General features: G+C 71.8%; 29 protein-coding genes. 1 reads left to right on the forward strand and 28 read right to left on the reverse strand.

The features are described from left to right. Window positions 1–437: 437 nt before the first annotated feature. The 13 genes from ACFTZC_RS26745 to ACFTZC_RS26805 all read right to left on the reverse strand — a co-directional run bounded on the left by ACFTZC_RS26745 (window position 438) and on the right by ACFTZC_RS26805 (window position 8,966). Window positions 438–797: a hypothetical protein gene (locus ACFTZC_RS26745; RefSeq protein WP_382893893.1), complete on the reverse strand. Its 360-nt coding sequence runs from the start codon at window positions 795–797 to the stop codon at window positions 438–440. Then, on the reverse strand, window positions 794–1,135 hold the full coding sequence (locus ACFTZC_RS26750; RefSeq protein ID WP_382893895.1) for a hypothetical protein: 342 nt from the start codon (window positions 1,133–1,135) through the stop codon (window positions 794–796). Before ACFTZC_RS26750 ends, ACFTZC_RS26745 begins: the two co-directional genes overlap by 4 nt. An 82-nt stretch (window positions 1,136–1,217) precedes the next feature. Continuing rightward, a complete protein-coding gene (locus tag ACFTZC_RS26755; RefSeq protein ID WP_382893896.1) occupies window positions 1,218–1,988 on the reverse strand; it encodes a hypothetical protein in 771 nt (256 codons plus the stop codon). 83 nt (window positions 1,989–2,071) lie between these two features. Further along, window positions 2,072–2,491 carry a hypothetical protein gene (locus ACFTZC_RS26760; protein ID WP_382893898.1) on the reverse strand — a complete coding sequence of 140 codons (420 nt, stop codon included), beginning with the start codon at window positions 2,489–2,491 and terminating at the stop codon, window positions 2,072–2,074. Further along, window positions 2,491–2,775, reverse strand: a complete 285-nt coding sequence (locus tag ACFTZC_RS26765) for a hypothetical protein (RefSeq protein ID WP_382893900.1) — start codon at window positions 2,773–2,775, stop codon at window positions 2,491–2,493. The genes ACFTZC_RS26760 and ACFTZC_RS26765 overlap by 1 nt, the downstream gene beginning before the upstream one ends. Window positions 2,776–2,789: 14 nt before the next feature. After that, a complete protein-coding gene (locus ACFTZC_RS26770) occupies window positions 2,790–3,143 on the reverse strand; it encodes a hypothetical protein (protein ID WP_382893902.1) in 354 nt (117 codons plus the stop codon). Next, complete coding sequence (locus tag ACFTZC_RS26775) at window positions 3,143–3,697, reverse strand: mobile element protein (protein ID WP_382893904.1); 555 nt, start codon at window positions 3,695–3,697, stop codon at window positions 3,143–3,145. Before ACFTZC_RS26775 ends, ACFTZC_RS26770 begins: the two co-directional genes overlap by 1 nt. Continuing rightward, on the reverse strand, window positions 3,687–4,145 hold the full coding sequence (locus ACFTZC_RS26780) for a hypothetical protein (RefSeq protein ID WP_382893906.1): 459 nt from the start codon (window positions 4,143–4,145) through the stop codon (window positions 3,687–3,689). The genes ACFTZC_RS26775 and ACFTZC_RS26780 overlap by 11 nt, the downstream gene beginning before the upstream one ends. A 116-nt stretch (window positions 4,146–4,261) precedes the next feature. Next, a complete protein-coding gene (locus tag ACFTZC_RS26785) occupies window positions 4,262–4,474 on the reverse strand; it encodes a hypothetical protein (protein WP_382893908.1) in 213 nt (70 codons plus the stop codon). A 15-nt stretch (window positions 4,475–4,489) separates the two neighbouring features. Next, entirely contained in the window at window positions 4,490–5,815 is a 1,326-nt protein-coding gene (locus ACFTZC_RS26790; protein ID WP_382893910.1) for a phage major capsid protein, read from the reverse strand. 3 nt (window positions 5,816–5,818) lie between these two features. Then, window positions 5,819–6,778 (reverse strand): HK97 family phage prohead protease, encoded by a 960-nt coding sequence (locus ACFTZC_RS26795; RefSeq protein WP_382893912.1) that lies wholly within the window; start codon window positions 6,776–6,778, stop codon window positions 5,819–5,821. Between the two features lie 2 nt (window positions 6,779–6,780). Continuing rightward, window positions 6,781–8,745, reverse strand: coding sequence for a phage portal protein (locus ACFTZC_RS26800; RefSeq protein WP_382893913.1), 1,965 nt, complete (start codon window positions 8,743–8,745; stop codon window positions 6,781–6,783). Further along, window positions 8,745–8,966 carry a hypothetical protein gene (locus tag ACFTZC_RS26805; RefSeq protein ID WP_382893915.1) on the reverse strand — a complete coding sequence of 74 codons (222 nt, stop codon included), beginning with the start codon at window positions 8,964–8,966 and terminating at the stop codon, window positions 8,745–8,747. The genes ACFTZC_RS26800 and ACFTZC_RS26805 overlap by 1 nt, the downstream gene beginning before the upstream one ends. Window positions 8,967–9,003: 37 nt before the next feature. On the opposite strand from ACFTZC_RS26805, the gene ACFTZC_RS26810 reads away from it, so the two are divergent. Then, entirely contained in the window at window positions 9,004–9,252 is a 249-nt protein-coding gene (locus tag ACFTZC_RS26810; protein WP_382893917.1) for a hypothetical protein, read from the forward strand. Here the strand turns inward: ACFTZC_RS26810 and ACFTZC_RS26815 are convergent. From ACFTZC_RS26815 to ACFTZC_RS26885, 15 genes are all read right to left on the reverse strand, one after another. Beyond that, complete coding sequence (locus ACFTZC_RS26815) at window positions 9,249–11,048, reverse strand: terminase large subunit (RefSeq protein ID WP_382893918.1); 1,800 nt, start codon at window positions 11,046–11,048, stop codon at window positions 9,249–9,251. The two genes, ACFTZC_RS26810 and ACFTZC_RS26815, sit on opposite strands and share 4 nt — an antisense overlap. Continuing rightward, window positions 11,020–11,499, reverse strand: a complete 480-nt coding sequence (locus ACFTZC_RS26820) for a phage terminase small subunit P27 family (RefSeq protein WP_382893920.1) — start codon at window positions 11,497–11,499, stop codon at window positions 11,020–11,022. Before ACFTZC_RS26820 ends, ACFTZC_RS26815 begins: the two co-directional genes overlap by 29 nt. Before the next feature lie 115 nt (window positions 11,500–11,614). Further along, window positions 11,615–11,842, reverse strand: a complete 228-nt coding sequence (locus ACFTZC_RS26825) for a hypothetical protein (RefSeq protein WP_382893922.1) — start codon at window positions 11,840–11,842, stop codon at window positions 11,615–11,617. A gap of 39 nt (window positions 11,843–11,881) precedes the next feature. Beyond that, the gene (locus ACFTZC_RS26830) at window positions 11,882–12,286 is read right to left on the reverse strand and encodes an HNH endonuclease (RefSeq protein ID WP_382893924.1); all 405 of its coding nucleotides are present in this window, start codon (window positions 12,284–12,286) and stop codon (window positions 11,882–11,884) included. Between the two features lie 182 nt (window positions 12,287–12,468). Then, on the reverse strand, window positions 12,469–12,885 hold the full coding sequence (locus tag ACFTZC_RS26835; RefSeq protein ID WP_382893926.1) for a hypothetical protein: 417 nt from the start codon (window positions 12,883–12,885) through the stop codon (window positions 12,469–12,471). A 57-nt stretch (window positions 12,886–12,942) separates the two neighbouring features. Continuing rightward, a complete protein-coding gene (locus ACFTZC_RS26840; RefSeq protein WP_382893928.1) occupies window positions 12,943–13,176 on the reverse strand; it encodes a hypothetical protein in 234 nt (77 codons plus the stop codon). Window positions 13,177–13,462: 286 nt separating this feature from the next. Continuing rightward, window positions 13,463–13,744, reverse strand: coding sequence for a hypothetical protein (locus ACFTZC_RS26845; protein ID WP_382893930.1), 282 nt, complete (start codon window positions 13,742–13,744; stop codon window positions 13,463–13,465). An 85-nt stretch (window positions 13,745–13,829) separates the two neighbouring features. After that, window positions 13,830–14,108, reverse strand: a complete 279-nt coding sequence (locus tag ACFTZC_RS26850; RefSeq protein ID WP_382893932.1) for a hypothetical protein — start codon at window positions 14,106–14,108, stop codon at window positions 13,830–13,832. Next, the gene (locus ACFTZC_RS26855; protein WP_382893934.1) at window positions 14,102–14,797 is read right to left on the reverse strand and encodes a SpoIIE family protein phosphatase; all 696 of its coding nucleotides are present in this window, start codon (window positions 14,795–14,797) and stop codon (window positions 14,102–14,104) included. Before ACFTZC_RS26855 ends, ACFTZC_RS26850 begins: the two co-directional genes overlap by 7 nt. Window positions 14,798–14,997: 200 nt before the next feature. After that, complete coding sequence (locus tag ACFTZC_RS26860; protein WP_382893936.1) at window positions 14,998–15,288, reverse strand: hypothetical protein; 291 nt, start codon at window positions 15,286–15,288, stop codon at window positions 14,998–15,000. Between the two features lie 464 nt (window positions 15,289–15,752). After that, a complete protein-coding gene (locus ACFTZC_RS26865) occupies window positions 15,753–16,922 on the reverse strand; it encodes a hypothetical protein (protein ID WP_382893938.1) in 1,170 nt (389 codons plus the stop codon). Continuing rightward, a complete protein-coding gene (locus ACFTZC_RS26870) occupies window positions 16,922–17,392 on the reverse strand; it encodes a hypothetical protein (protein WP_382893940.1) in 471 nt (156 codons plus the stop codon). The genes ACFTZC_RS26865 and ACFTZC_RS26870 overlap by 1 nt, the downstream gene beginning before the upstream one ends. A 10-nt stretch (window positions 17,393–17,402) precedes the next feature. After that, a complete protein-coding gene (locus ACFTZC_RS26875) occupies window positions 17,403–18,338 on the reverse strand; it encodes a hypothetical protein (protein ID WP_382893941.1) in 936 nt (311 codons plus the stop codon). Further along, window positions 18,335–19,015, reverse strand: coding sequence for a nuclease-related domain-containing protein (locus ACFTZC_RS26880; RefSeq protein ID WP_382893943.1), 681 nt, complete (start codon window positions 19,013–19,015; stop codon window positions 18,335–18,337). Before ACFTZC_RS26880 ends, ACFTZC_RS26875 begins: the two co-directional genes overlap by 4 nt. After that, window positions 19,012–20,103 (reverse strand): protein transporter Sec31, encoded by a 1,092-nt coding sequence (locus tag ACFTZC_RS26885; protein ID WP_382893945.1) that lies wholly within the window; start codon window positions 20,101–20,103, stop codon window positions 19,012–19,014. Before ACFTZC_RS26885 ends, ACFTZC_RS26880 begins: the two co-directional genes overlap by 4 nt. Window positions 20,104–20,108 lie beyond the last annotated feature (5 nt).

Raw genomic sequence — 20,108 nt, forward strand, 5'->3', positions numbered from 1 at the left:
AGATGTCAGGCGTCACGTGATCTCGCCCCGCGCGATCGCACTGCGCCGCGCGGCCGCACGCCGCTTGGCCGCCGTACGGCGGGCGACGCGTTCGGGACTGTTCTTGTCGGACGCCTTGCGGCCCTGGCCGGGCCGGCCGATCGGCGTCGGCGTCGCGGTGCGCTTCGAGCGCTGGAGGCCTTCGTTCGACCGCTGCCAGTTCGCGACGCGCAGCTCGTCGATCGCGAGGGCGGTGAGGTGTTCGCCGAGCCCCCACAGGCCGTCCTTGTCGCCGGTCGCGAGGCGGGTGCGCGCGCCCGGGGGGAGCTGGCGGATGTATCCGCCGAGCTCCCGCCAGGTCAGCAGCCGCCGCCCGGTGGGATCCCGCGCGAACAGGTCGCCTAGGCGGATCCCGTAGTGCTCGCGCAGGTCGGCCTGGACGGCCTCGCCGTGCTCCCTCAGGAGTCGGACGAGGCCGCTGATTCCCCCGGCTGCTGGCCGCAGTGCTTCTGGTACGCCTTGAACAGGGCCTGCATCTTGTGCTGCGGGAGCGGGGTCTTGCGGAACTCGTCCCAGTCGTCGCCGAGCGCGATACGGAAGAGGCCCAGGGTGGCGCTGATGTCGCCGCCCTCGATGGCGGACATCAGGGGCCACACGTTCAGCGCTTCCATGTGCTGCATGGTCATGCGTCGGTTCGGCTCCGTCTTGGATCCCCACAGGAAGACGAACGGCTTGAGTTCCGACTCGGCTTCGACGGCGTTGAGGTTGAAGTCGAACACCTCGTCGTCGGCACGGGTCGCGGTTCGGGTGGTGCTCATGGTGTGGTCTCGCTCTCGCTCTTGAGGATCTCTACGGACTCGGTGGGGATGGTCAGGCGGACCGTGCCGAAGCCGGAGGGGTCGAGGGTGACTTGGATCGACTCGGCCTGGACCACCCACGGGAATGGGCGGCCGTCGATCTCGATCTCGCCGCCGGGCTGGACCCGGATCGATCCGGCGACCGGCACGTCCGCCGGCTTCTTGCGGGGCAGCTGGTCCTGCATCAGCGCCGCGGCGACACGGGAGCGCTGCTCCGGGGGCAGCGCCTGCCCCTCGGTGATGACGCCCAGTTCGATCGCCTTGCGGCGGAGGTCCTGGTCGTTGAATTCCAGTCGCATCGCGGTTCCTTCCGGTCGCGCGGTTCGGTGGGGGTGGTGCCGGGGCGCGGCGAACCGCGACAGAACTCCGCGCCCCGGCGGCTCATGCGGTGACGGTGACCGCGCAGGTGTCGCTCTGCCCGCCGTAGGAGGCGGTGACAACGGCGCTGCCAGCCGCGATACCGGTGACGAACCCGCCGGCGACGGTGGCCGTCGTCGGCGCGGAGGACGACCAGGTCGCCTCGGCGGTGACGTCGCCGGTCGACGCGTCGTCGTACGTCGCGGTCGCCACCAGCGCGCCGATCTCCGTCGCCGGGATGGACAGCGTCGCGGGGAGCACACTGATCGATTCCAGGACCGGGGTCGCCTGCCGGCGGAAGAGCACTCCGTCCGACGTCGGGAAGATCGTCGCGCCGATGGTCGCCGACTCGAGGTCGACTTCGTTCTCGCCGCGGTCCCCGTCCAGGTTGCACTCGGCGTACTGGGCGCTGATGAGCCGGCGCTTCTTCTGGTCCTCGCGGGTCTCGAACGCGATCAGCACGCGCTCGGGCTTGGGCACCTTGATGAGGGTCTCGGTGCTGCCCGGCCACACCAGCCGGCGCACCGTGGTGTTGTCCTCCAGCGCGGTGAAGCTCTTGGTCAACTTGAAGTGGTTGCGGGAGGTGCGGACGAGGATGCCGCCCCAGGCGAACTTGTCGTCGGTGTCCTCCTCGCGGCCCTCGGGGAATCCCTCGTCCCCGTCGAGGAGACCGACGAGTTGCCAGTCCGGACCGAACGGCGCGTTGACGTCGGTGGGCAGCGCGGCCGCCAGGTTGAAGCTGACGTACACGTCCGCGTCGGTCCACAGATTTGCCTTTGTCGGGTCGCCGGCCACGGCGCCCTCCTCTCAGATAGATCAGCAGTAAGCCGACCGTCCGCCGTGCGGGCGGACGGTCGGCGGGTCAGAGCAGTACGAGGTCAGAGCAGTACGGGCTTGACGTTGGCGAGCACCGTGAATGTCGACAGTTCGATGCCGGTGCCCGGGTCGACCGCTGGCAGCGGGCCGGTCCCGGGCCGTACGCCGCGGATGACGGGCCCGGAGTGGACGATCCACAGGCCCTGGCAGAGCATCGCCAGGTCGTGCGCCTCGTCCGCGCCGGTGTGCCAGACGGTGCAGCGCAGAGTGCACCGGGAGTTCGCCATCGACGGGTGCGGGAGGTCGCTGTCCTTGCGGACCAGGACGTAGGGCAGGAGCGGCATCTCGGGCGAGCGGTCGGGCGGGACGCGGGTGCCGACGGTTGCCCCTGCCGCGTGAGGCTCCGGCCGCCCTGCCAGAGCCTCACGCAGCACCGCCGCACCCGCGGCCTGAACATCCGGGAACCCGGAGAGCGGCTTCATCAGCCTGCTCGCCAGTCCCGGACTTCGATCCCGGCCTCGCCTGCGGACCGGGTCAGGACACCGTCCCTGGCCTGCCACGCCATCCCCCGCACGTCGGCGATGGTGATGGACGCTGCGCCACGGTCGGTGGTGTACGCCCGTACGGTCACCGGGGTGCCGGACGGGAGTCGCGCGCGGACCCGCGCGGCGATGCCGGCGGTCGCGCCGTCGACCATCTGCCGTACCTCGGGGCCCTCGAGGAATTCACGGATGCCCCGCCGGTCCAGCTCCAGACGCTGCAGCATGACGAGTTCCTCCCTTATCCGGTGACGCGCTTGACGCTGAGTTCGACGTGGTGGATGTGGCCGGAGAGCGGGTCGGGCCAGCGGGCGACGTCCCCGTCGACCTCCAGGGTTTTGCCGTCCCACTCGATGCGGTCGAGTTCGGTGACGTCCAGGTCGACGCCCTCGTCGGACTGGATGCGCCACCCGGTGACGACCTCGGTCCGCTCGTCCCCCGTCGTCTCGGTCTGGACGCGGGGCTGGATGTTCAGCGGCGGGAGCTCGGCCCGGTCGACCGCCCCGGGCGACCAGTCCAAGACGCTGCTGTCGGGGTTGCCGCGGTCCGGCTTCCGGCCCGCCCGCACGCGTATGGCGTGCTGGTCGAACCACATCAGGGATCCCCGCTGGTGCGGATCTTGTAGCGGTCGACGGCCTTCTGCCACTGGTCGGTCACGCCGATCGCGGCCTGCGCTCCGAACGTGACGGACTGCCCGCCGACGGCTTTGGACTGGACGCCGGGTGTGACGACGAACATGCTGCGGGCCTGGTCGATGACGGCCTCGGCGATGTCTTCCGGCACGTCGGCCCAGCCGTGGGAGTAGACGACGGTCAGGCAGCGCAGCCGGTCCGGCCACCGGCGGCAGCCCAGGCGGCGCAGCACGCCCATGTCCGACCAGTCGTAGGCGGTGGTCTCCTCGAGGAGCTGTCCGTTCAGGGTGACGCTCGCGACGGCGGTAGTCGGCCAGACGGGCAGCGGTACGGACTCGCGTCCGTTGCCGTCCAGGATGACCGTCTCGTCTTCGACGAGGGTCACCCGGTGGCCGACCGCGCCCCGGAACCTGCGGGTGGCGGCGGTCAGCGCGGCCAGCAGCTTCGGGTCCGAGGCGGGCTTGCCCACCCACGCGGCGAGTTCGGCGGGGTCCGCCAGGTAGTCGTCAGTCGCCACCGCCCGTCCCGCCGTCCCCTCCGTTGTCCCCGGCCGGCGTGGCCCCTGCCGCGACCGTGGCGTCGACGGCCGGGTCCGCGTCCGGGTCGGCCGGCTTCCTGCGCCGCCCGGCGGTCTTGGTGGCCGCGGTGGCCGCGGTGGTGCGGGCCTTGTTCCGCGCGGGCGGTGCCGCCTTCACGTCCGCCGGCGGCTCGGCCGCGGCCGCCTGCGGATCGTCTCCGGCAGCGGGCTCCTGCTCCTGGCCGTCGCCGGGGCCGGCGTCCGGCTCCTGGGTGTCGGGCAGCGACAGCAGCTGCGGGCCGTGCTCGCCGCGCAGCCCGGTGGTGTCGGGGATCCGGTCGTCCTCGGTGAGGCCGAGCCGCGCGGCGTCGGCGTCGTTCAGCTTGAGTACCGTTTCGACCCCGGAGGCCGGGGACCTGTACCGGTATTTGTGCAGCGGTCCACCCACGGTGGCCACCTCCAGATGTGCATCGACGGGGACCGTGTCCGAGGGGCCCCCGCACGCGGCGTGTGCTGCGCCGCATGCGGGGCACCGGCCGGTCTCGGTCTGGCGGGTGAAGAGCGTCACGGTGCGATGACGCCGCCGGCGCGCAGCGACGCGAGGAGCGCGTTGAGCTTGGTGCGCAGTGCGTTGGTGTCGGCGAGGAGCGCGTCGTACTCCGCCTTGGTCGGTGTCGCGCCGGCGGCGGCCGCGGCGGTCGCCGCGGTGGCGTTGGTGACGGCGGCCGCGGGCTTGCCCTCACGGGCCCGGCCCGCGACCGGGTGCAGGTACGGCATGACGGGTCCTTCCGGTCAGGCGGCCAGGTCGATTTCGACGAACGCGTTGGGCTGGATCACACCGAACGCGGCGCGCATTTCGGCGAGGATCACGACCAGGTTCCGGATGAAGAAGTCCATGTGACTGTCGGTCATCTGGATCGTGGCCTGCTCGCGGTCCCACAGGATCGCCTTGCGCCAGTCGCCGACGTAGGCGGTGCCGGCGGGGACGGCCTCGGTCTCGATGACCGGCAGGCCCCACAGGGTCTGCGCGGAGCCGACACCGCCGGGGCCGCCGAAGTAGTACCGGGCCTCGTTGTCCTGCTTGAGGTCCAGCGTCTCCAGGTCCACCGGGTTGAGCAGGTAGCCGTTGGCGATCGACCGGCCCACGGTGCGTACCTTGGTGCGCGCCTTGCGGAGCGTGGTGAACTCGTCGGAATCCCATGCCTGCGACTGCACGCCGGAGACGGTGGCGATGCCCTCGAAGTTCTCGCCGGTGCCGCTGCCCTGGACCATCTGGTCCTCGAGCTCCTCCTCCAGGCCGTAGCGGAGGAACGCGTCGATGAGGGTCAGGACCTGCGCGGCGTCGGCCACGGCGCGCTTGGTGATCGGCATCCAGTGCGCGATGGTCTTGACGTTGGTGTTGATCCGCTCGGCGGTCAGCCCTGACTCGGGCTTGTAGCCGCCGCCCGCGTTGGGGACCAGCGCGCCGGCGCCCCCCGGCGCGGTCGGGTTCGCCGCCGACGTCGCCTCGGCGACTGGGGCCGCGTTGTTGGTGAACGACGTCATGCGGACGTACTCGACCGAGTCGGACGTGGTCGTGCCGTTGGTGACCAGGTCGCGCAGTCGCAGCGGCCGCTTGAAAGCGTCCAGGCCGACCTGCAGGCCGAGCTGGTCGGGGACGACGAACGCGCCGGCGCTCGTGTCGGAGACCCCGGTGACCAGCGACTTGAATCCGGCCAGCCCCGACTGGATGCGCTGCTTGGCTCCGAAGCGGCCGTCCTGCGCCTGCCCCATCAGCGCCTTGTACTCGTCGCTCTCGAGGAACTGCTCGCCCAGGGTCTTCTTCTTGCTGGGCAGGTGGAATCCGCTCGCGGTCTTCCGGTTGCCGTCGCCGTCGGTGTGGACATCGAGGGCGATGTCGTCGCCGAGGTCGGCGAGCGCCTGGCGCAGCTGCTCGTTGCCCTTGAGCTTCTCGATCTCGGCCTTCGCCGCGGTGGCCTTGCCCATGTGCTCGCGGAGCTGGGCAGCCTCCTCCGGGGTGAAGTCCCGGTCCTCCTTCTCGGCCTTGGCGGCGATGTCACGCGCCTGGAGCGCGTAGTGCTTGGCCTCGTCGATCCATTCCTGCATGGACTTCGCCATGGTCTACCCCATTTCCGTGAGCGAGGTTTCCAGCTCGAAGAGCTGGAACTCGGTGCGCAGACGTGAGGCGGCGGCGGCCTTGGCGGCATCCTCGGCGGGTGCTTCGCGGGGGTCGTCCGTGGTCTCTTCGGTCGTGCTGATGGTGGTGGTGCCGCCGGTCTGGGTCTTGGCCAGTTCGGCGGCGACGATCCGGGCGATCCGCGCCTGGAGTTCGTCGTCCGGCTCGGCGTCCTTGGCGGGCGGGGTGTCCGGCTGGGCGGAGGGCTGGGTGCCCTCGGCCGCCGGACCCGGCTGGCCGGGCTCCGTACCGGTGGTCTTCTGTGGGGCGGCGCCGTGGTCCTTCTCCGGCTCGGCCGCCGCCAGGACCTCACCGATCGCGGTGTGCGCCTCGGTGAGGGTGTCGAAGTTCTTCTGCGACAGGACCCGGCCGGCCTTCGCGCCACGCGCCAGGCCGCGGGCTTTCGCGGCGATCAGCTCGGTCTCCTGATTCGCACCGACCAGGCACGGGCCGACCTCGTGCAGCTTGAGCTTGCGCAGCTCCCAGTAGCCGCCCCACCGGTGCTCACTGTCCTTCACCCACGCCGACTCCGTCTCGTCGTACGCGAAGGAGAACTGCTTGACCCTGCGGCCTTTGAGGAGCCGGTAGACCTGGTCGGCGGTCTCGTTCTCGCCGAGGTCGTCGATCTGCCCGAGGACCTCCAGCCCCTCAAGGGTTTCGGTCGCCTTGACGACGGTGCCGACGTGGGCGAACGGGTCGCCCCACTTGTGGGCCCAGATCACCGGGATCGGGTCGCCGGCGGCGGCCCATTCGGTGAGGGTCTCGGTGAACGCGCCCGGGCGGACGACGTCCCCCATGCTGTCCTCGTTGTTGAACACCGAGACCAGCGCGACGAACTGCCCCTCGGCCAGTCCGTCGGCGACGCCCGCGGCCTTCACCCGCGCGGTGAAATCCTTCGTGCGCACGGTCATCCCTCCTTCGCATAGTCGAGGTCGCACTTGCAGTTGACGAGCTCTTTCGTCTCTCCGCCGCTGTCGCCCGGCCAGCGCAGCCCGTTGCCGAACACGTCGTCCAGCGAGACCGTCTCGCCGTCCAGCGCCTTGTGGGACGGCCGCGGGTTCGCCCCGCCGGTGCGCCAGATCTTCCGGGTGAGTCCGGAGGCGCCGGCGGCGTCGTGCCCGCCGAAGGACTTCAGCTCCGTCGACGCGGTCACCGCCCGTACGGCGGCCGCCGTCGCCCACCCGGCGGCCGCGGTCTGCAGGGCGCCCTGCCAGGCGTCGCCGCCCTCCTCCTGGACGGCGGCGATCGCGTCCGTCCCGGCCTGCTCGTGCTGCTCCGCGTGGGTCTCCGCGGCCGCGAGGATCCACGCGAACATCACGTCCGCCGACCAGCCCTCCGCCTCCGGGTTCCACACGTCGAGGACGTCCCACGCGCCGATCTGCGCGAGCCGGAACCCGTGGTCGGCCAGGAGGACCTGCAGCTGCGCGAGCCGGTCCTCACGGCCGGCCGCCCACATCTCCAGCAGATCCGGCATCACCGCCTTGCGCAGGACACCACCCTCGGTACGGGCATCGGCCTTCACACCGGCGGACGTCATCAGCCCGCGGGCCGCCTTCTCCGTCCAGCGCACCAGCGACACCGACAGCGCGTCCCGCTCGCCGGCCGCCGTCCCCAGCGAGGCCGGCCGCGCACTCTTCACCCCCCGGCCCCGCGACTTGGGGACGCCGGAACTGTCCGGCGCCGTGTCCCGCGGCGACGCGAGCCCGCCCTCGGTCACGTTCATCGGAACGATCAGCTCGTCGCCGCCCTCGATGGCCGGCAGGTTGAACCGCGCCCGCTGCTCGTTCCTGGTCATCCACGGGCCGCCCGTCGCCGTCGACGCCGCAGCCGCCTGCTCCTCGAAGTTGCCGCGCATCTTCGACTGGATGTTGAACTCCGCGTACACGCCCGCGTTGTCGCCCGGCAGATCGGGGAGGATCTGCGCCCCGAACTCCTGCTCCATCATCACCAGCCACGCACCGAGCGTGTCCTGGTAGAGGTGGGCGTGCTGCTCCTTGATGTTCGAGTAGGTGGCGTGGTCGAGGATCCCGATCAGCGGCGGCGGGATGTAGTACGCCGCCGCGCACTCCTCACGGGTCAGCTTCCGCGACTCGATGTACTGCGCCTGCTCGGGGTTGAAACCGACCGGCACGTACTTCATGCCGTCCTCGAGGATCGGCGTTCCGCCCTCCGCCCCGCCGCCCTGGGTGAACGCCCGCCACATCTCCCGGAACCGGCGCTTCTCCTTCTCACCCCACTCCGGAGAGTCCAGCGGACGCTCGATCACACCGGTCATGCGGGCGCCGCCGCGCCACATCGCGGCGCGCTGCTTCGCCGACTCGTCCGCCTCCAGGAGCAGCTCGCGCAGCGACTCGATCGGCGAGCTCCCCGAGACCAGGTTGCCGGGGCTGTAGCCGTGGATGTGGAGGACCTCGTCCGGGCCGAACTGCCGGCCGCCCGGGGTCTGGTAGTACTCCGGCGCGATCCAGTTCCCGCCCGTCGGGTGGATCAGCGTCGGCGGCACGGGCAGGATCCGCAGCCGTCCGTTCAGCTTGAGCTTGATCCCGTACGCGTCGTCGTACAGCGCGACGTCGGCGACCAGGCGCTCGATGAACCGGTACTGCGTCACGCGCGGCAGCGGAGAGTTCAGGAGCTCGGCGAGCGGGTGATCCGACAGCCGTTCGCGATCCGTGTCGGACAGACGCCGGAAGGTGTGGATGCCGATGCTCGCAATGTTCCGCGCGAGGAACCCGATCACCGTGCGGACCTGCGGCTGCTTCCGCCAGATCGCCGCGTACTCCCACGGTGCGGCCCGCAGCGGGGGCGGCGCCCACCCCTGCGTCACACCGCCCCCGGTCGTCGCGAGCTGCCCGCTGGAGACGACGAATGCCATCAGCCCTCACCGCCGCCGAGGACCTGGGTGAACTCGACCTTCGTCCGCTCGATGACGACCTCGCCGTCCACCGGAACCTCAGGCGCCCCCGGGTGCAGCAGGCGCGCGTCCCGCAGGACCAGCAGCGGCCCGGCCTGCTTCCACAGAATCCCCGTGAACGCCTTGTCGGCGAGGTTGACCACGACTCGTTTTCGTACGGCTGTCCGGCGCCAGGCGAACACGGCTGCCTCCCAGTGATCGGGCCGCTACCGTGGCGGCATGAAGATGAGCTATGAGCAGCCCGCGCCCGACGGAGCAACGTTCGCGGCGGACGCTTTCGAAGGGCAGATCGGCAAGGAGGTGCCGGTGAACATCCCCGGCGAAGAGGCCAAGAAGGGACGCATCGTTGCGGCGCAGGTCGCAGGGGACGGCCGGTCTGTTGAGCTCACGGTCGACGTCGACTGGCAGATGCCGGCTCCCCAGGCCGCGCCGTCTGCCTCATACGGAGCGGCCTTCGGGTTCCGCTAGACGACCATGATTTCGTCTTCGTCCGCGTACCGGGATTTCCGGCGCGGGGGCCTCGCGATGATCTCCGCCATGGCGGTCAGCAGGGAGCTCACGCCGTCGATCTTGTCGCCGGAGTTCGCCTTGTCGGGCTTCACGTTCCCGTTGGCGTCCATGACGACGGCGAGGTTGTCGACACACCACAGGGCGACCGGGTTGCCGCCGTGCCGCAGCACGGGCGTCTCCGGGGTGCCCTGGAGAAGGAGCCGCTGCGTCTCCTTGAGGACCGGGCTCATCGTCTGGAACCCCTGCCGCACCTTGACCAGGTTGGCCCGCTCGCTGACCAAGTCATTCGTCAACTGGCTCGCGTTCCACGGGTCGTAGCCGATCGTCCTGACCCTGAAGGTGTCCCGGTCCTTGCGGATCTGGCTCTTGATCCAGTCGTAGTCGGCGACGTTGCCGGGGGTGGTGGTGAGCCAGCCCTCCTTGACCCACTGCGAGGCTGCCTTCGCCGTCCGCTTGTCGAGCGCGGCGAGGTTGTCCTCCGGCGTCCAGAACCGCCACACGGCGTCCAGGGTGCCGTCCTCGTCGTTCGGGAACAGCCAGCACAGCGCGCACAGGTCGGACGTCGCCGCCAGGTCCAGCCCGCCCCAGGTCTCCCGGCCCTTGAGCGCCTGCTCGTCGACCATCCCCGCGTTGCGGGTCCACGCGTCCAGCGGCAGGAACTTGACGTCCGGCCGCGTCCGGATGCCCAGATGCAACCGCTTGAACGAGGCCAGGTCGGCCGGCGACGACTCCGCCTTGCGCGACGCCTTCGCCAGGTACGCCCGCGTCGGGGACACCCCGTAGCCGGGGTTGGCCGCGCGCCACGTCGCCTCGGCGTGCGGGTCGGCGTCCTTCTCCGCAGCGAAGATCACCCCGTACACCGACGGGTCGCGCAGGACCCGCCGGGCGAGCTGCTCGATCCGCCGCCGCTTGTTGTCGTACGGCGTCTCCTTCTTCCCGGAGTCCGCCGTGGTGATGGCCACGCCGAGCGGCTGCCGGCGCGAACCGGTGCCGGACTCCAGCGTCTCCAGCATGTCCGGCGTCTTGTGGATGTGCAGCTCGTCGCAGATGTAGCAGTGCAGGTTCGCGCCGTGCTGCGCGTCCGCGACGTTCGAGATCACCTGGAAGTAGCTGTTGCTCTTCGGATGGATGATCTTGTCTTTGAGGGGCTTGACGTGCCCCTTCAGCGCGGGCGCCGACTCGGCGAGCCGCTTCACCGGGTCGAAGACAAACCGCGCCTGGTCCTTGGTCGTGGCCGCGGCCAGGACCTCGGCGCCGGGCTCCCCGTCTGCGCACGTCATGTAGATCGCGATGCCGCCGCACAGCGTCGACTTGCCGTTCTTGCGGGGGACGTCGACGTACAGCTCCTGGACGATCCGCACGTACCCGCCGGCGTCGTCGTCCCACTGGACCCACCCGAACACCGGCGCCAGGACGTACGCGACCTGCCACGGATCCGGGCGCAGCGGCTGGCCCGCCCACTGGCCCTTCGTGTGCCGGAGCCTGGAGAACGCGCGGATGACCTTGTCGACGCGCTCGGGGTCGAACAGCGCGCCGGGGGCCTCGCCGGGCGACGGCGTCTGGAACAGCGGCGGGCAGTCCGGCAGCGGCATGCCCCGTGAGGCCATGTACCAGGCGATCTCCGGGGAGATCTTCAGCCGGTCCAGGGTCTCCTGGTCCGGCACCTCGACCGTGTCGACGCGCTGCGCCGCGCGCGGCACGCGCGGCTTACGCGAGCTGCCCGAGCTACGCGAACGGGTTGTCGTCCTCGTCATCGTCGGCCCCTCGTGCCAGGGCCTGCTCGCTCGAGGGGGTCAGGCCGAACTGAACGGCCATGGCCCGCAGCTCGCGGCCGGCGGACCGGGTGATCGCGACGGCCGGGTGCGGCACCGTACGGACGGTCTCGCTGCCGGAGGCACTGACCGTGGTGACCTCCGAGGTGATGCCCTCCCGGGTCACCGTGCGTGCTGCCGTGACGAACTGTGACCAGGTCTCGCAGTACGCGGCGAGGACGGCCCGGTCCTCTTCCTTGAGGAGGTCCAGGCGCTGCAGGCCGGGTGCCACCCGCCGCCACTCCGCCCGCGCCTCGGCGCTGAGCCACGTGGGCGGGTTCGGCGCGATGCGGCGGAAGGCCGGCCCGGGGTTGACCGGGCGGCCGCCGGAGTCGGTGCCGTTGCCGCGACCGCTGATGAGCTTCAGGGCAGCCGGCTGCGCGGTACGCCCCATGCCACACCCCCTCTGACCTGCATGTTTACTGTGAGTGATGGGTGTGGGGGCCCATCGCTCGAAATTTATTCTGAGATGGCGTGTTCCGAGTTGACCGCGCCGGGCCCCCAAAAGATCAAGCTGGTGATTTTGACTCCCCTACCCCCTCCGGGGAGCCCGGGGACGCCTGATCTGCCCCCGGGGAGGGCAGCTCCAGCCGGGTCAGCAGGCCTTCCCGCACGACGATCGTGTGGGCAGCGTCCTTGACGAGGTCGGCGAGGAGCTCCTGGGTGAAGCCCTCGCCCGAGGCCTCGAGCTCCTGACGGTAATCAATCAGGCGTTGCGCGGTCGTCTGGGCAGCCACAGGGGCCTCCTCGGGGTCGTGGAAGGGGTCGGCGAGGTGTCAGCGGGGCCTGCGGCGGCGCGCGTTGGCGCGCGCGGCCTCGGCCCGGCTCTTGACGTCGTGACACGAGGTGCAGGCCAGCCCGAGGTTGTCCAGGGAGCGCCGTGCGCCGCCTTCGCTGATCGGGATGACGTGGTCGAGCTCGTGCGGATGCGTGGCGCGGTCGTCCTCGTCGTAGAGGTCGGGGTCGACGGGCTCGGCACCGCACAGGTAGCAGCAGCCATGGTCACGAGCCGTCACCTTGCGCTTGAGGGTGCGCCACTCGCCCGAGCTGATGCCGTAGCGCGCCGCCTTGTCGTCTCTGCCACGCCAGGGGATGGGCTGGTGGTCGTCGCAGCGTGAGCCCTTGGTGGACAGCTCATGGCACTCGGGATCGGTACAGCGCGCGCGGGGAGCGATCGGCATGGGCTGGCCTGCCCCCTCATCGGGTACGGGGTGTGCCCCCCTGGGATGGCCCCCAGGGGGCTACCGGGTAGGAGTGAGGGGCTCGGGCCTGCTGTGTGGTTGGCAGCAGTACGGCCAGGCTCCCGCCCTGGATGCCGAGGGCCGCTACCCCTCCTCCGTACTGCTGCCAAGCTGCGTGCCGGTCAGGGACAGCGGTAGTGCCGTAGTCCCTGCTCGGGCTGCCACCAGCGGACGCGAGGGCCGTCCCACTGGCTGCTGATGTCGACGGGGTGCTCCTTGGTGGAGCGGCCCGAGCAGCGCTCGCAGCGGGTACGCAGGCGACGGCGCATCTGCTGGAGGGGCAGGATCTGGATGCGCCAGTGGTGGACGTGCCAGCGCCAGCGGCCCGCGGGCGGGCACGTGGTCGTGTCGTAGCCGGACGGATCGTGGTGCCACACGGTGATCAGGCCGGGCCAGTACAGGCCGTGCCCTGCCACGACGGAGAAGGCGCCACGGTGCTCCCAGCGGACCCCTCGCTGACGGGCTGTGTCGGTCTTCCAGCCGCTCCGGGTCGGCCATGGGCGGCGGATCTCGAATGCGACGGTCAGAGGGTCGTGCATGTCGTCTCCGGTGGGCCTGGGCGTGCCGAAGGCCTCCTCCTGGTGCGATACGGGGCGTCAGGAGGTGGGGTCGGTGCCGATCATGGAGGGGTTGCTGTGTGCGGCGATGAAGGATGCGCGGGAACGGGTGGCCGGCTTCTCCAGGTTGGTGAAGGCGTGCCAGGTCTCTGCATCCTTGCTGTCCGGCTTGGTGTCGAGGGCGGCCTTCGCGGCCCGTCGCAGTGCCTGCAGTTCATCGGGCGTGAGGGTGAGGGTGTGCTGGGTGATGTGTTCGGTGGAGATGTGGGCCATGGCGGCCTCCGGGGGTGTGGTCCGGAAATGACGATGCCCCGCGCGGTGGCGGGGCTTCTGTGTCCGGGCATGCCTGACTTGCGAGAAGTATGTAGCGATCAGTTACGCAGAGTCAAGCGGAGCGGGCGGTGCGCGCCGGCGTATGGGGCAGCCCCCGCCGACGGGGGCGCGGCGGGGGCTGCGGGCCGGCGGCGCAGCGCAGGGAGGAGGTGCTCGCGCGCGGGAAGACGTACGACCCGCACCACGCCGCCGGTTCCGTCACGCTACGCCCGGAGATGGCCGGATGTCACCCCTCGTGCGGGGGTTGTCCGTACCGGCCGTCGAGCGACTCGTCGAGGTCTACCAGGTCGGGGTGGTTGGCAAAGTGGCTCATCGTGCGGATGGAGTCGGCGGCGGACACGGTGATGCTGCCGGGGTGCGTGGTCTGGAGGAGCGTGGTGTGGTGCGGGCAGCCCATGACGCCGCCGATGTCGGTTCGTTCGTACTTGACGACGAGGCCGAAGCGGTCGCCGGCGCAGGGGTCGGTGGCGCCCGCGGCTGCTGCGGCGGCGCAGAGGTGGTCAGTCACCCGGCCATCGTGGCGCAGCCGGAGGGCCGTACGGGCGGGTACGGGTGAGGCCCCGCCGCGGGGCGGGGCCTCGGTTGCTGCGGGGCTACGTCCAGTCGTCGGGCCAGCCGTCGCGCGTAAGGAACTTCTCGGCCGGCAGGCTGAGGTTGGCGAGGGTCTCGGGTCCGGCGGCGGCGATGGCCCGGACGTATTCGACGTCTCCGGTGAGGAGCGTCTTGTGGTTGCCGTGCTCGTCGTCCGCGAGCAGGAGGCCGTAGCCGTCGGGGACGATGGTGAGGCCGGCCGCGCGGCAGAAGCGGCGGTAGGGGCCGGTTCCGCCGAGGTCGGCCGGGGTGGCGAAGGCGAACTCTCGCGGGGTCAGCATGCGGCGCGGTGCAGGATGACGGCGGTGGCGTCGTCGCGGTACCCGTCGTCGTCCGGCTGGGCGGCTGCCACCAGGGCGTCGGCGAGGGCTTGCGGGTCGTCGGCGTGCTCGCGGACCAGGGCCTCCATCTCGTCGGCCGGGATCTGGTCGTGGACACCGTCGCTGGTGAGAATGACGAGCGGGTCCTTGACTCCGGCGGTGTATACGGTGCCGATGCTGGCCCTGGCGAGCGTCGTGCGGAGCCAGTTGTCGTGTTCCCGTGCGATCTCCAGCGCGACACCGTTAGCCCGGAGCTGGGCGCCAACGGTGTGGTCGTCGGTGTACAGCTCCAGGCGCTCGCCGTCCCAGCCGTAGGCGCGGGCGTCACCGGTCCAGTTCACGACGGCGATGTCGTCGTCGGGGTACATACGGACGGCGACGGCCACCGCGTCGGCTTCCTCGCCGTCAGCGCCCGAGTCTGCGATCAGCTCTGCGGCGGTGAGAAGGCCGGCGAGCGGCCCGCGCCGGGCGCTGATGCGGGCAGCGACCTGAGCGAGGAGCGGGACAGTGGCGGAGGTGTGGGGGCCGTGACCGATGCCGTCCACGACAGCTGCGCCGACCGTGTCGTCGTTCATGGTGTAGATCTTGGCAGCGTCGGCGTTGTCGTCGGCGGTGCCCTCACGGGTGGCGATGCCGGTGATGATCGTCATGTCCCTATCGTCCCTTCGGGGTGGGTGTGGGCGCAGGCGAATCCTGCTTCTGCTGCGCCTTGGTGGCTTCGTTCCTGCGTCGCAACTCGTCCAGGGACATGGATTTGGCGAGTGCCATGATGGCGGTCCTCATCTCGTGATCGGGGTGGGGACCCGGGGCGGTCGGTGCTTGCCGGCTGATGGCCGCCCCGGGGGCCGTGCTACTGCTGAGTGAAGGCGAGCGCGCTGAGCGCCTCGCATCCCGCGCAGCGGGTCCCGACGGGCACGTTGTGGATGCACGCGTCCGGGGCGGGGGCTCCGCTCTCGGCGCCTTTGCTGATCGAGCGGGCCAGTGCCTCGAACGCGTCGAGCGCCTGGGGGTCGAAGCGCCCGCAGGCGGCCTGGATGTCTTTGCCGAGCTGGTTGTAGAGGCGGGCTGCCTCGCGGTACTCGCCCTGCTCTTCGGCCCGGCTGGCATCGGCCATGCGGCGGTCGATGGTCTGCTGGTCCACGGGTGGGTCTCCTGTCGGGTGGGGCTGTCCGGGTGGGCTGCTCCGGCTCTCCTGGCGGCGCCCGCCGTACGGGGGCGGGCGGGTGCCGTCGGGGCAGCCGGTCAGTGGCCGAGGGCGCGGGCGATCGCCGCGGCGATGACGATGGTGATCGCGGCGGCGATCGGCAGGAGGTCGTGGCGGGTGGGGCGCAGCGGGGTGTGGTGGATGTGTTCGCCGATGGGGTGGTCGCCGGAGTGGACCTGGTCGCGGTGGCGGCGTCCGTGGAGGGCGGCTCCGGTGCGGGTGAGGTAGGGGCGGGAGTCGGTGGCGCAGAGGGGGCAGCGGTAGCGGTGGATGGCGTGTCCTCGGGGTGTGGTCGACGGCCGGTAGATGGCCGGTAGATGAGTGGTCGACAGGTGGTTGATGGCCGGTAGATGGGGCGGTAGATGGCCTGGTAGACGGGCTCATCTACCACCCCGCGGGGGTCAGTGGGCGGCCTCCGGCGAGGGGGAGCGGGACGGGCCCGGGAGTGGCCCGGGCGGGGTGCCGGCGGGGGCCTCGTGCGGGGGTGCGGAAAGGGGGCCGGCGGGGGCCGGGGCGGGGTGCTCGGGGAGGGTGCCGGCGGGGGTGTCGCGGGGGCCCGCGGCGAGGCCTTCGGCGAGGGTGGCGAGGGCCTGGTCGAGGGTGGTGCCGAGGGCGGCCTCAAGGTCGTCGCGGTGGATGCCGTAGGTGTTGCCGACGCCGCGGATCTGGAGGGTGCGGCGGTAGGGGATGCCGAGGCGCTCGCAGTCCTCGCGCAGGAGGGGGACGGTCCACCCCTCCGGGAGGTCCTCGAGGAGGGTGGCGAGGTGGACGCCGCGGCGCCCGGCCTGGGTGGCGGCGAGGACCCGGCGGACGACCAGGTGCCGGAGGTCACGGTCGGCGTCGTACCCGGCGCCGGGGGCTTGGTCGGGCTCCCCCGGTTCCACATTTTCTTGATCGTTTGAGGGGGTGGGAGGTCGCTTGGGGGGTGCGACGGCGCAGGCGGCGATCACCCAGGCGGTGACGGTGATGCCGCTGATGACCGGGAGGTACGGGGCGATCGCGGCACCGGCACGCTGGGCGAGGTCGCCGAGCGCGGTGGCGGCGATGGAGGCGGCGGTGAGGGCGGGCGCGAGGAGCAGCACGGCGCCCAGGAGCAGCACGGCGCCGGACTCCCAGCCCGCCGCCCTGCCCTGGTCGTCCTCCTTGGGCTCCGCGCTGCTGCCCTTGCCCTTCGCGCCGGACTTGCCCGCGCCGGCCTTCGCCTTGCTCTTCGCCTCGGCCTTCCCGCCGCCCTTCGCCTTCGCTTTTTCCTTGGGCTTGGCTTCGGCGGCCGGACTGTCGTCGCCGGGGGCCGTCTCCTCCTCGGGCTGCGCCTCCTGTTGCTCCTGGCCGTCGGTCTCCTCGAGGGCGGGGGTGGTCTTGGTGCGGCGCAGGGCGCGGACGGTGAGGCGAAGGAGGATGAGGGCGAGGGTGAGGGAGCCGGGTCCGAGGCCTCGCCCGAGGCCGCGGAACGCGGTGTACAGGTGGGCGCGGTGGGCCCAGTGGTGGGCACGGCGGGCGGTGTCGAGGGCCGGGGTGAGCCACTCCGGGATCGGGACGGCCTCCGTGTCCGGGGCGGGCTGGTGGGTCATCAGGCGTTCCCGGTGATCATGCGGGCGGGGGTGAGGATCAGGTTGATGATCAGGCCCCAGGAGCCGCCGGCGGTGTGGAAGGTGACGGCGGCGGCGATGCCGAGGACGGCGGGGATGATGATCTTCTTCTTCCAGTCCGGGACGAAGGTGAGGGCGGTGAGGACGAGGGAGATGCCGCCCTGGCCGAATTCACCCAGGCCGCTCTGAGTGAAGCTGCTGCTGGCGTTGTCGCCGAAGGCCTGCGCAAAGTCCTGCCAGGTGCCGCCGGCGGCGACGCAGAGGGTGCCGGTGACGATGGCGAGGGCGCCGACCTTGTCGGGGTCGTCCTTGATCCGGACCTTCTTGGAGCCGCGCATCCCGGAGACCAGACAGATCGCGGCGACCGCGGCGAGCGCCGAGTAGGTCACGGCTCCGAAGAGCCGGCCGCCATCGAGGCCGGGCGCGGCGAGGACGAGGTGGTGCGTGGTCACGGCGTGCCTTTCAGAGGGCGGCGTTGGGGAGGGCGGCGGCGAGGAGGGCGGAGGCGAGGGGGATGCGCAGGAGGAGGCGGCCGGGCCACCACCAGGTGCGGGTGTGGCGGTCGATGAGCCACCACAGGCCTCCGCACAGGCCGGTGAGGGTGATCAGGAGGGTGACGTCGGCGGGGCTGAGCCAGAGGACGGCGCCCTGCTCGGCGAGCCAGGCGACGGCCGGCGTGGCGAGGCGGCGGCCGAACTCGGCGGCGCCGACGGTGAGGGCGAGGCGGAAGGCGGGGCGGCTACCGAAGACGGTCTGCACGGCCTCGTGGGCGGTCAGCCGCCAGGCGCACCAGCCGCAGCCTCCGGCGAGGACGGTGCCGAGGATGCCGGTCGCGGACTGCTCGGCGACGGCCAGCCCGCCGGCGAAGGTGCTGACGAGGCCGCCCCAGTAGCCGGCCCCGGCCGCCGTGGCGTTGAACGCGAGCCACCGCCAGCGCCGCCATGTCCGTCCGCCGGCGGACGGCGGGCGCTGTGAAGCGGCCGGCCCGGCGGGCCTGTCCGCGGACCCGCCGTCCGTGTCCGACCCCGTGTCCGCGTCGTTGTCCGGCTTCTTGTCCGCGTCGGCGTCCGTGTCCGGGACAGTGTCCGCGCTGGTAGAGGCGCCGTTGTCCGCCTCATTGTCCGGCTCCGTGTCCGCGCCGTTGTCCGTGTCCGCGTCCTTGTCCGGGCTGTCCGTCTCGCTGTCCGCACCCGTGTCCGGGCTGTCCGCCGGACGATCCGTGTCCGTGTCCGGGGCCGGGCGGGCGCGGGCGGCGAGGATCTCGTCGATCCAGTCGGGGACCGGGCGGAGCGCATCGGGCGCGACCGCGGGCGGGTATGCGGGCCGGGGCGGGATCACCGGGCCCGGCCCGGCGGGCTGTGCCAGGGCCCCGGGCGCGGGCGGCTGCTGGGTGGTCATCGCCGGTGGCCTTCCTGGTAGGGCGGGAGGACCTGGTGGGCGCGGCGGGTGAGGTGGGCGTGGGTGAGGGGGCCGCTGGTGCGGGCGAGGGCGCGCAGCACGGGCACCGCCTGGTCCGCCGGGACGATGCGGATCCCGTCGAAGTGGAGCTCGCCGCCCTCGACCGGGGCGCCGTCCATGAGGACCAGGGGCACAACGGGTGTGCCGAGGGCGTCGGCGACGGTGGCGGCCTCGTGGCGCAGTCCGCGGAGCCGGCCGGTGACGTCCCAGCCACCGTGCAGGAGACGGCCGCCCACGATCCGCAGCCGGTAGCGGCTGCTCCACAGCTTGGTGTCGGGCAGGATCACCAGGCCCCGCGGGCTGATCGCGAGGTGGTCCACGTTCGCGCGGCCGTACGGGAGGGCCCGGTCGTGAAGGATCGTCCACCCTTCGGCGCGCAGGACGTCGATGCGGGCGGCGGTGCGCCGCTCGCCCTCGGCGCCGGCGTCGTACCGGTACGCCTGCGCGGCGCGCTGGGTGGGGATGCCGAGCGCGGTGGCTGCCCGTACGGCGGGAGTGCGCAGGGCGCGGGCCCGCGCGGCCGCGGACGCCCCCGGGCCGGGCCGTACGGTGCGCCGGCGGTGGCGGGCCAGGTGCCAGGCGGCGATCGCCGCGGCGGTCAGGAGGATGAGGATCATGAGGCCATCTCCGTCTCGACACGGCGGCGGATGCGGGCGACGGTCGAGGTGGACACGTCCTGTCCGTGGAGTCCGCGGACATAGGACAGGACCTTGTCCGGGTCCGTCATGCCGGAGGACATGGCTGTGCGGACGGTGTCCGTGACGGACTGTCCGCGCGGGGCGATGGGGCGGACACGGGGCTGTGACCTGCTGTCCGTCGTGTCCGCGCTGTCCGTGTCCGCGTCCAGGAGGACGCGGACAGTGTCCTCGTCGACGGGGACACCGGCGGTCGCGAGCTGTCCGGCAATGTCCTCGGGGGTGGCGTCGGGCATGGCGGCGGACGCGGCGCGGACAGCCACGCGGACAGCGCGGACATCGTGTCCGGACACCGTGTCCGTGTCCGGGCCGTTGTCCGCCCGGGTGTCCGGGGTGGGGAGCGGGGCGTAGACGGCGGCCTGCGCCTCGATGCGGGCGAGGTTGCGCAGCTGCGCGGCGAGGGCGAGTCGGGCGCTGATCCGGGCCTCGCGCTTGCGGAGCCACTGCTGTGTCTCCGGGGAGAGGGGGCGGGACTGGCTCTTCATCACGACGGTCCACAGGCCCTTGGCGGCGGCGGAGATCGCGGCGCCGGTGACGCCGACCCATACCGATGCCTCCAGCCAGCCGTGGATGCAGACCGCGGCCATGTCCAGGACGAGGGCGGTGGTGCCGGCGGTGCGGGCTGTCTGGGCGCGGTCCTGGTTGTAGCGGAAGAGCCACTCCAGGGCCATGCAGCAGATCCAGACGGTGACGAAGGCGCCGCCGCCGAGGTAGGCGACGCCTGCGGGGACGGCCCGGTCCAGGAGGTCACCGATGGACGCGACGGACCAGACGACGGCGACGGCCAGGAGGCCGAGCGCCGCGCGGGTGACGGCCGTCAGGACGGTGCGGTCCCAGTCGCGGGGCTCGACGGGGACGTCGACCTGATAGGGCTGCTCGATCATCTCCGTCTCGCCGTCCTCGGTGTGGGGGACGAGACGGGTACGGGTCTGGGTCTCGTAGCGGATGCCAGGCAGGCGCTGTCCGCCGGTCCGGACAGACGGTCCGGACACGATGTCCTTGCTGGTCAAGAGGG

The organism is Streptomyces sp. NPDC056987 (genome assembly GCF_042673865.1).
Lineage (GTDB): Bacteria > Actinomycetota > Actinomycetes > Streptomycetales > Streptomycetaceae > Streptomyces.

Bases quoted from the DNA above. Each gene is read 5' to 3' on its own strand.
- ACFTZC_RS26745 (WP_382893893.1), bottom strand. From the start codon at position 797: ATGAGCACCACCCGAACCGCGACCCGTGCCGACGACGAGGTGTTCGAC.
- ACFTZC_RS26750 (WP_382893895.1), bottom strand. From the start codon at position 1,135: ATGCGACTGGAATTCAACGACCAGGACCTCCGCCGCAAGGCGATCGAA.
- ACFTZC_RS26760 (WP_382893898.1), bottom strand. From the start codon at position 2,491: ATGAAGCCGCTCTCCGGGTTCCCGGATGTTCAGGCCGCGGGTGCGGCG.
- ACFTZC_RS26765 (WP_382893900.1), bottom strand. From the start codon at position 2,775: ATGCTGCAGCGTCTGGAGCTGGACCGGCGGGGCATCCGTGAATTCCTC.
- ACFTZC_RS26770 (WP_382893902.1), bottom strand. From the start codon at position 3,143: ATGTGGTTCGACCAGCACGCCATACGCGTGCGGGCGGGCCGGAAGCCG.
- ACFTZC_RS26785 (WP_382893908.1), bottom strand. From the start codon at position 4,474: ATGCCGTACCTGCACCCGGTCGCGGGCCGGGCCCGTGAGGGCAAGCCC.
- ACFTZC_RS26790 (WP_382893910.1), bottom strand. From the start codon at position 5,815: ATGGCGAAGTCCATGCAGGAATGGATCGACGAGGCCAAGCACTACGCG.
- ACFTZC_RS26800 (WP_382893913.1), bottom strand. From the start codon at position 8,745: ATGGCATTCGTCGTCTCCAGCGGGCAGCTCGCGACGACCGGGGGCGGT.
- ACFTZC_RS26810 (WP_382893917.1), top strand. From the start codon at position 9,004: ATGAAGATGAGCTATGAGCAGCCCGCGCCCGACGGAGCAACGTTCGCG.
- ACFTZC_RS26815 (WP_382893918.1), bottom strand. From the start codon at position 11,048: ATGACGAGGACGACAACCCGTTCGCGTAGCTCGGGCAGCTCGCGTAAG.
- ACFTZC_RS26820 (WP_382893920.1), bottom strand. From the start codon at position 11,499: ATGGGGCGTACCGCGCAGCCGGCTGCCCTGAAGCTCATCAGCGGTCGC.
- ACFTZC_RS26830 (WP_382893924.1), bottom strand. From the start codon at position 12,286: ATGCCGATCGCTCCCCGCGCGCGCTGTACCGATCCCGAGTGCCATGAG.
- ACFTZC_RS26835 (WP_382893926.1), bottom strand. From the start codon at position 12,885: ATGCACGACCCTCTGACCGTCGCATTCGAGATCCGCCGCCCATGGCCG.
- ACFTZC_RS26840 (WP_382893928.1), bottom strand. From the start codon at position 13,176: ATGGCCCACATCTCCACCGAACACATCACCCAGCACACCCTCACCCTC.
- ACFTZC_RS26850 (WP_382893932.1), bottom strand. From the start codon at position 14,108: ATGCTGACCCCGCGAGAGTTCGCCTTCGCCACCCCGGCCGACCTCGGC.
- ACFTZC_RS26855 (WP_382893934.1), bottom strand. From the start codon at position 14,797: ATGACGATCATCACCGGCATCGCCACCCGTGAGGGCACCGCCGACGAC.
- ACFTZC_RS26865 (WP_382893938.1), bottom strand. From the start codon at position 16,922: ATGACCCACCAGCCCGCCCCGGACACGGAGGCCGTCCCGATCCCGGAG.
- ACFTZC_RS26875 (WP_382893941.1), bottom strand. From the start codon at position 18,338: ATGACCACCCAGCAGCCGCCCGCGCCCGGGGCCCTGGCACAGCCCGCC.
- ACFTZC_RS26880 (WP_382893943.1), bottom strand. From the start codon at position 19,015: ATGATCCTCATCCTCCTGACCGCCGCGGCGATCGCCGCCTGGCACCTG.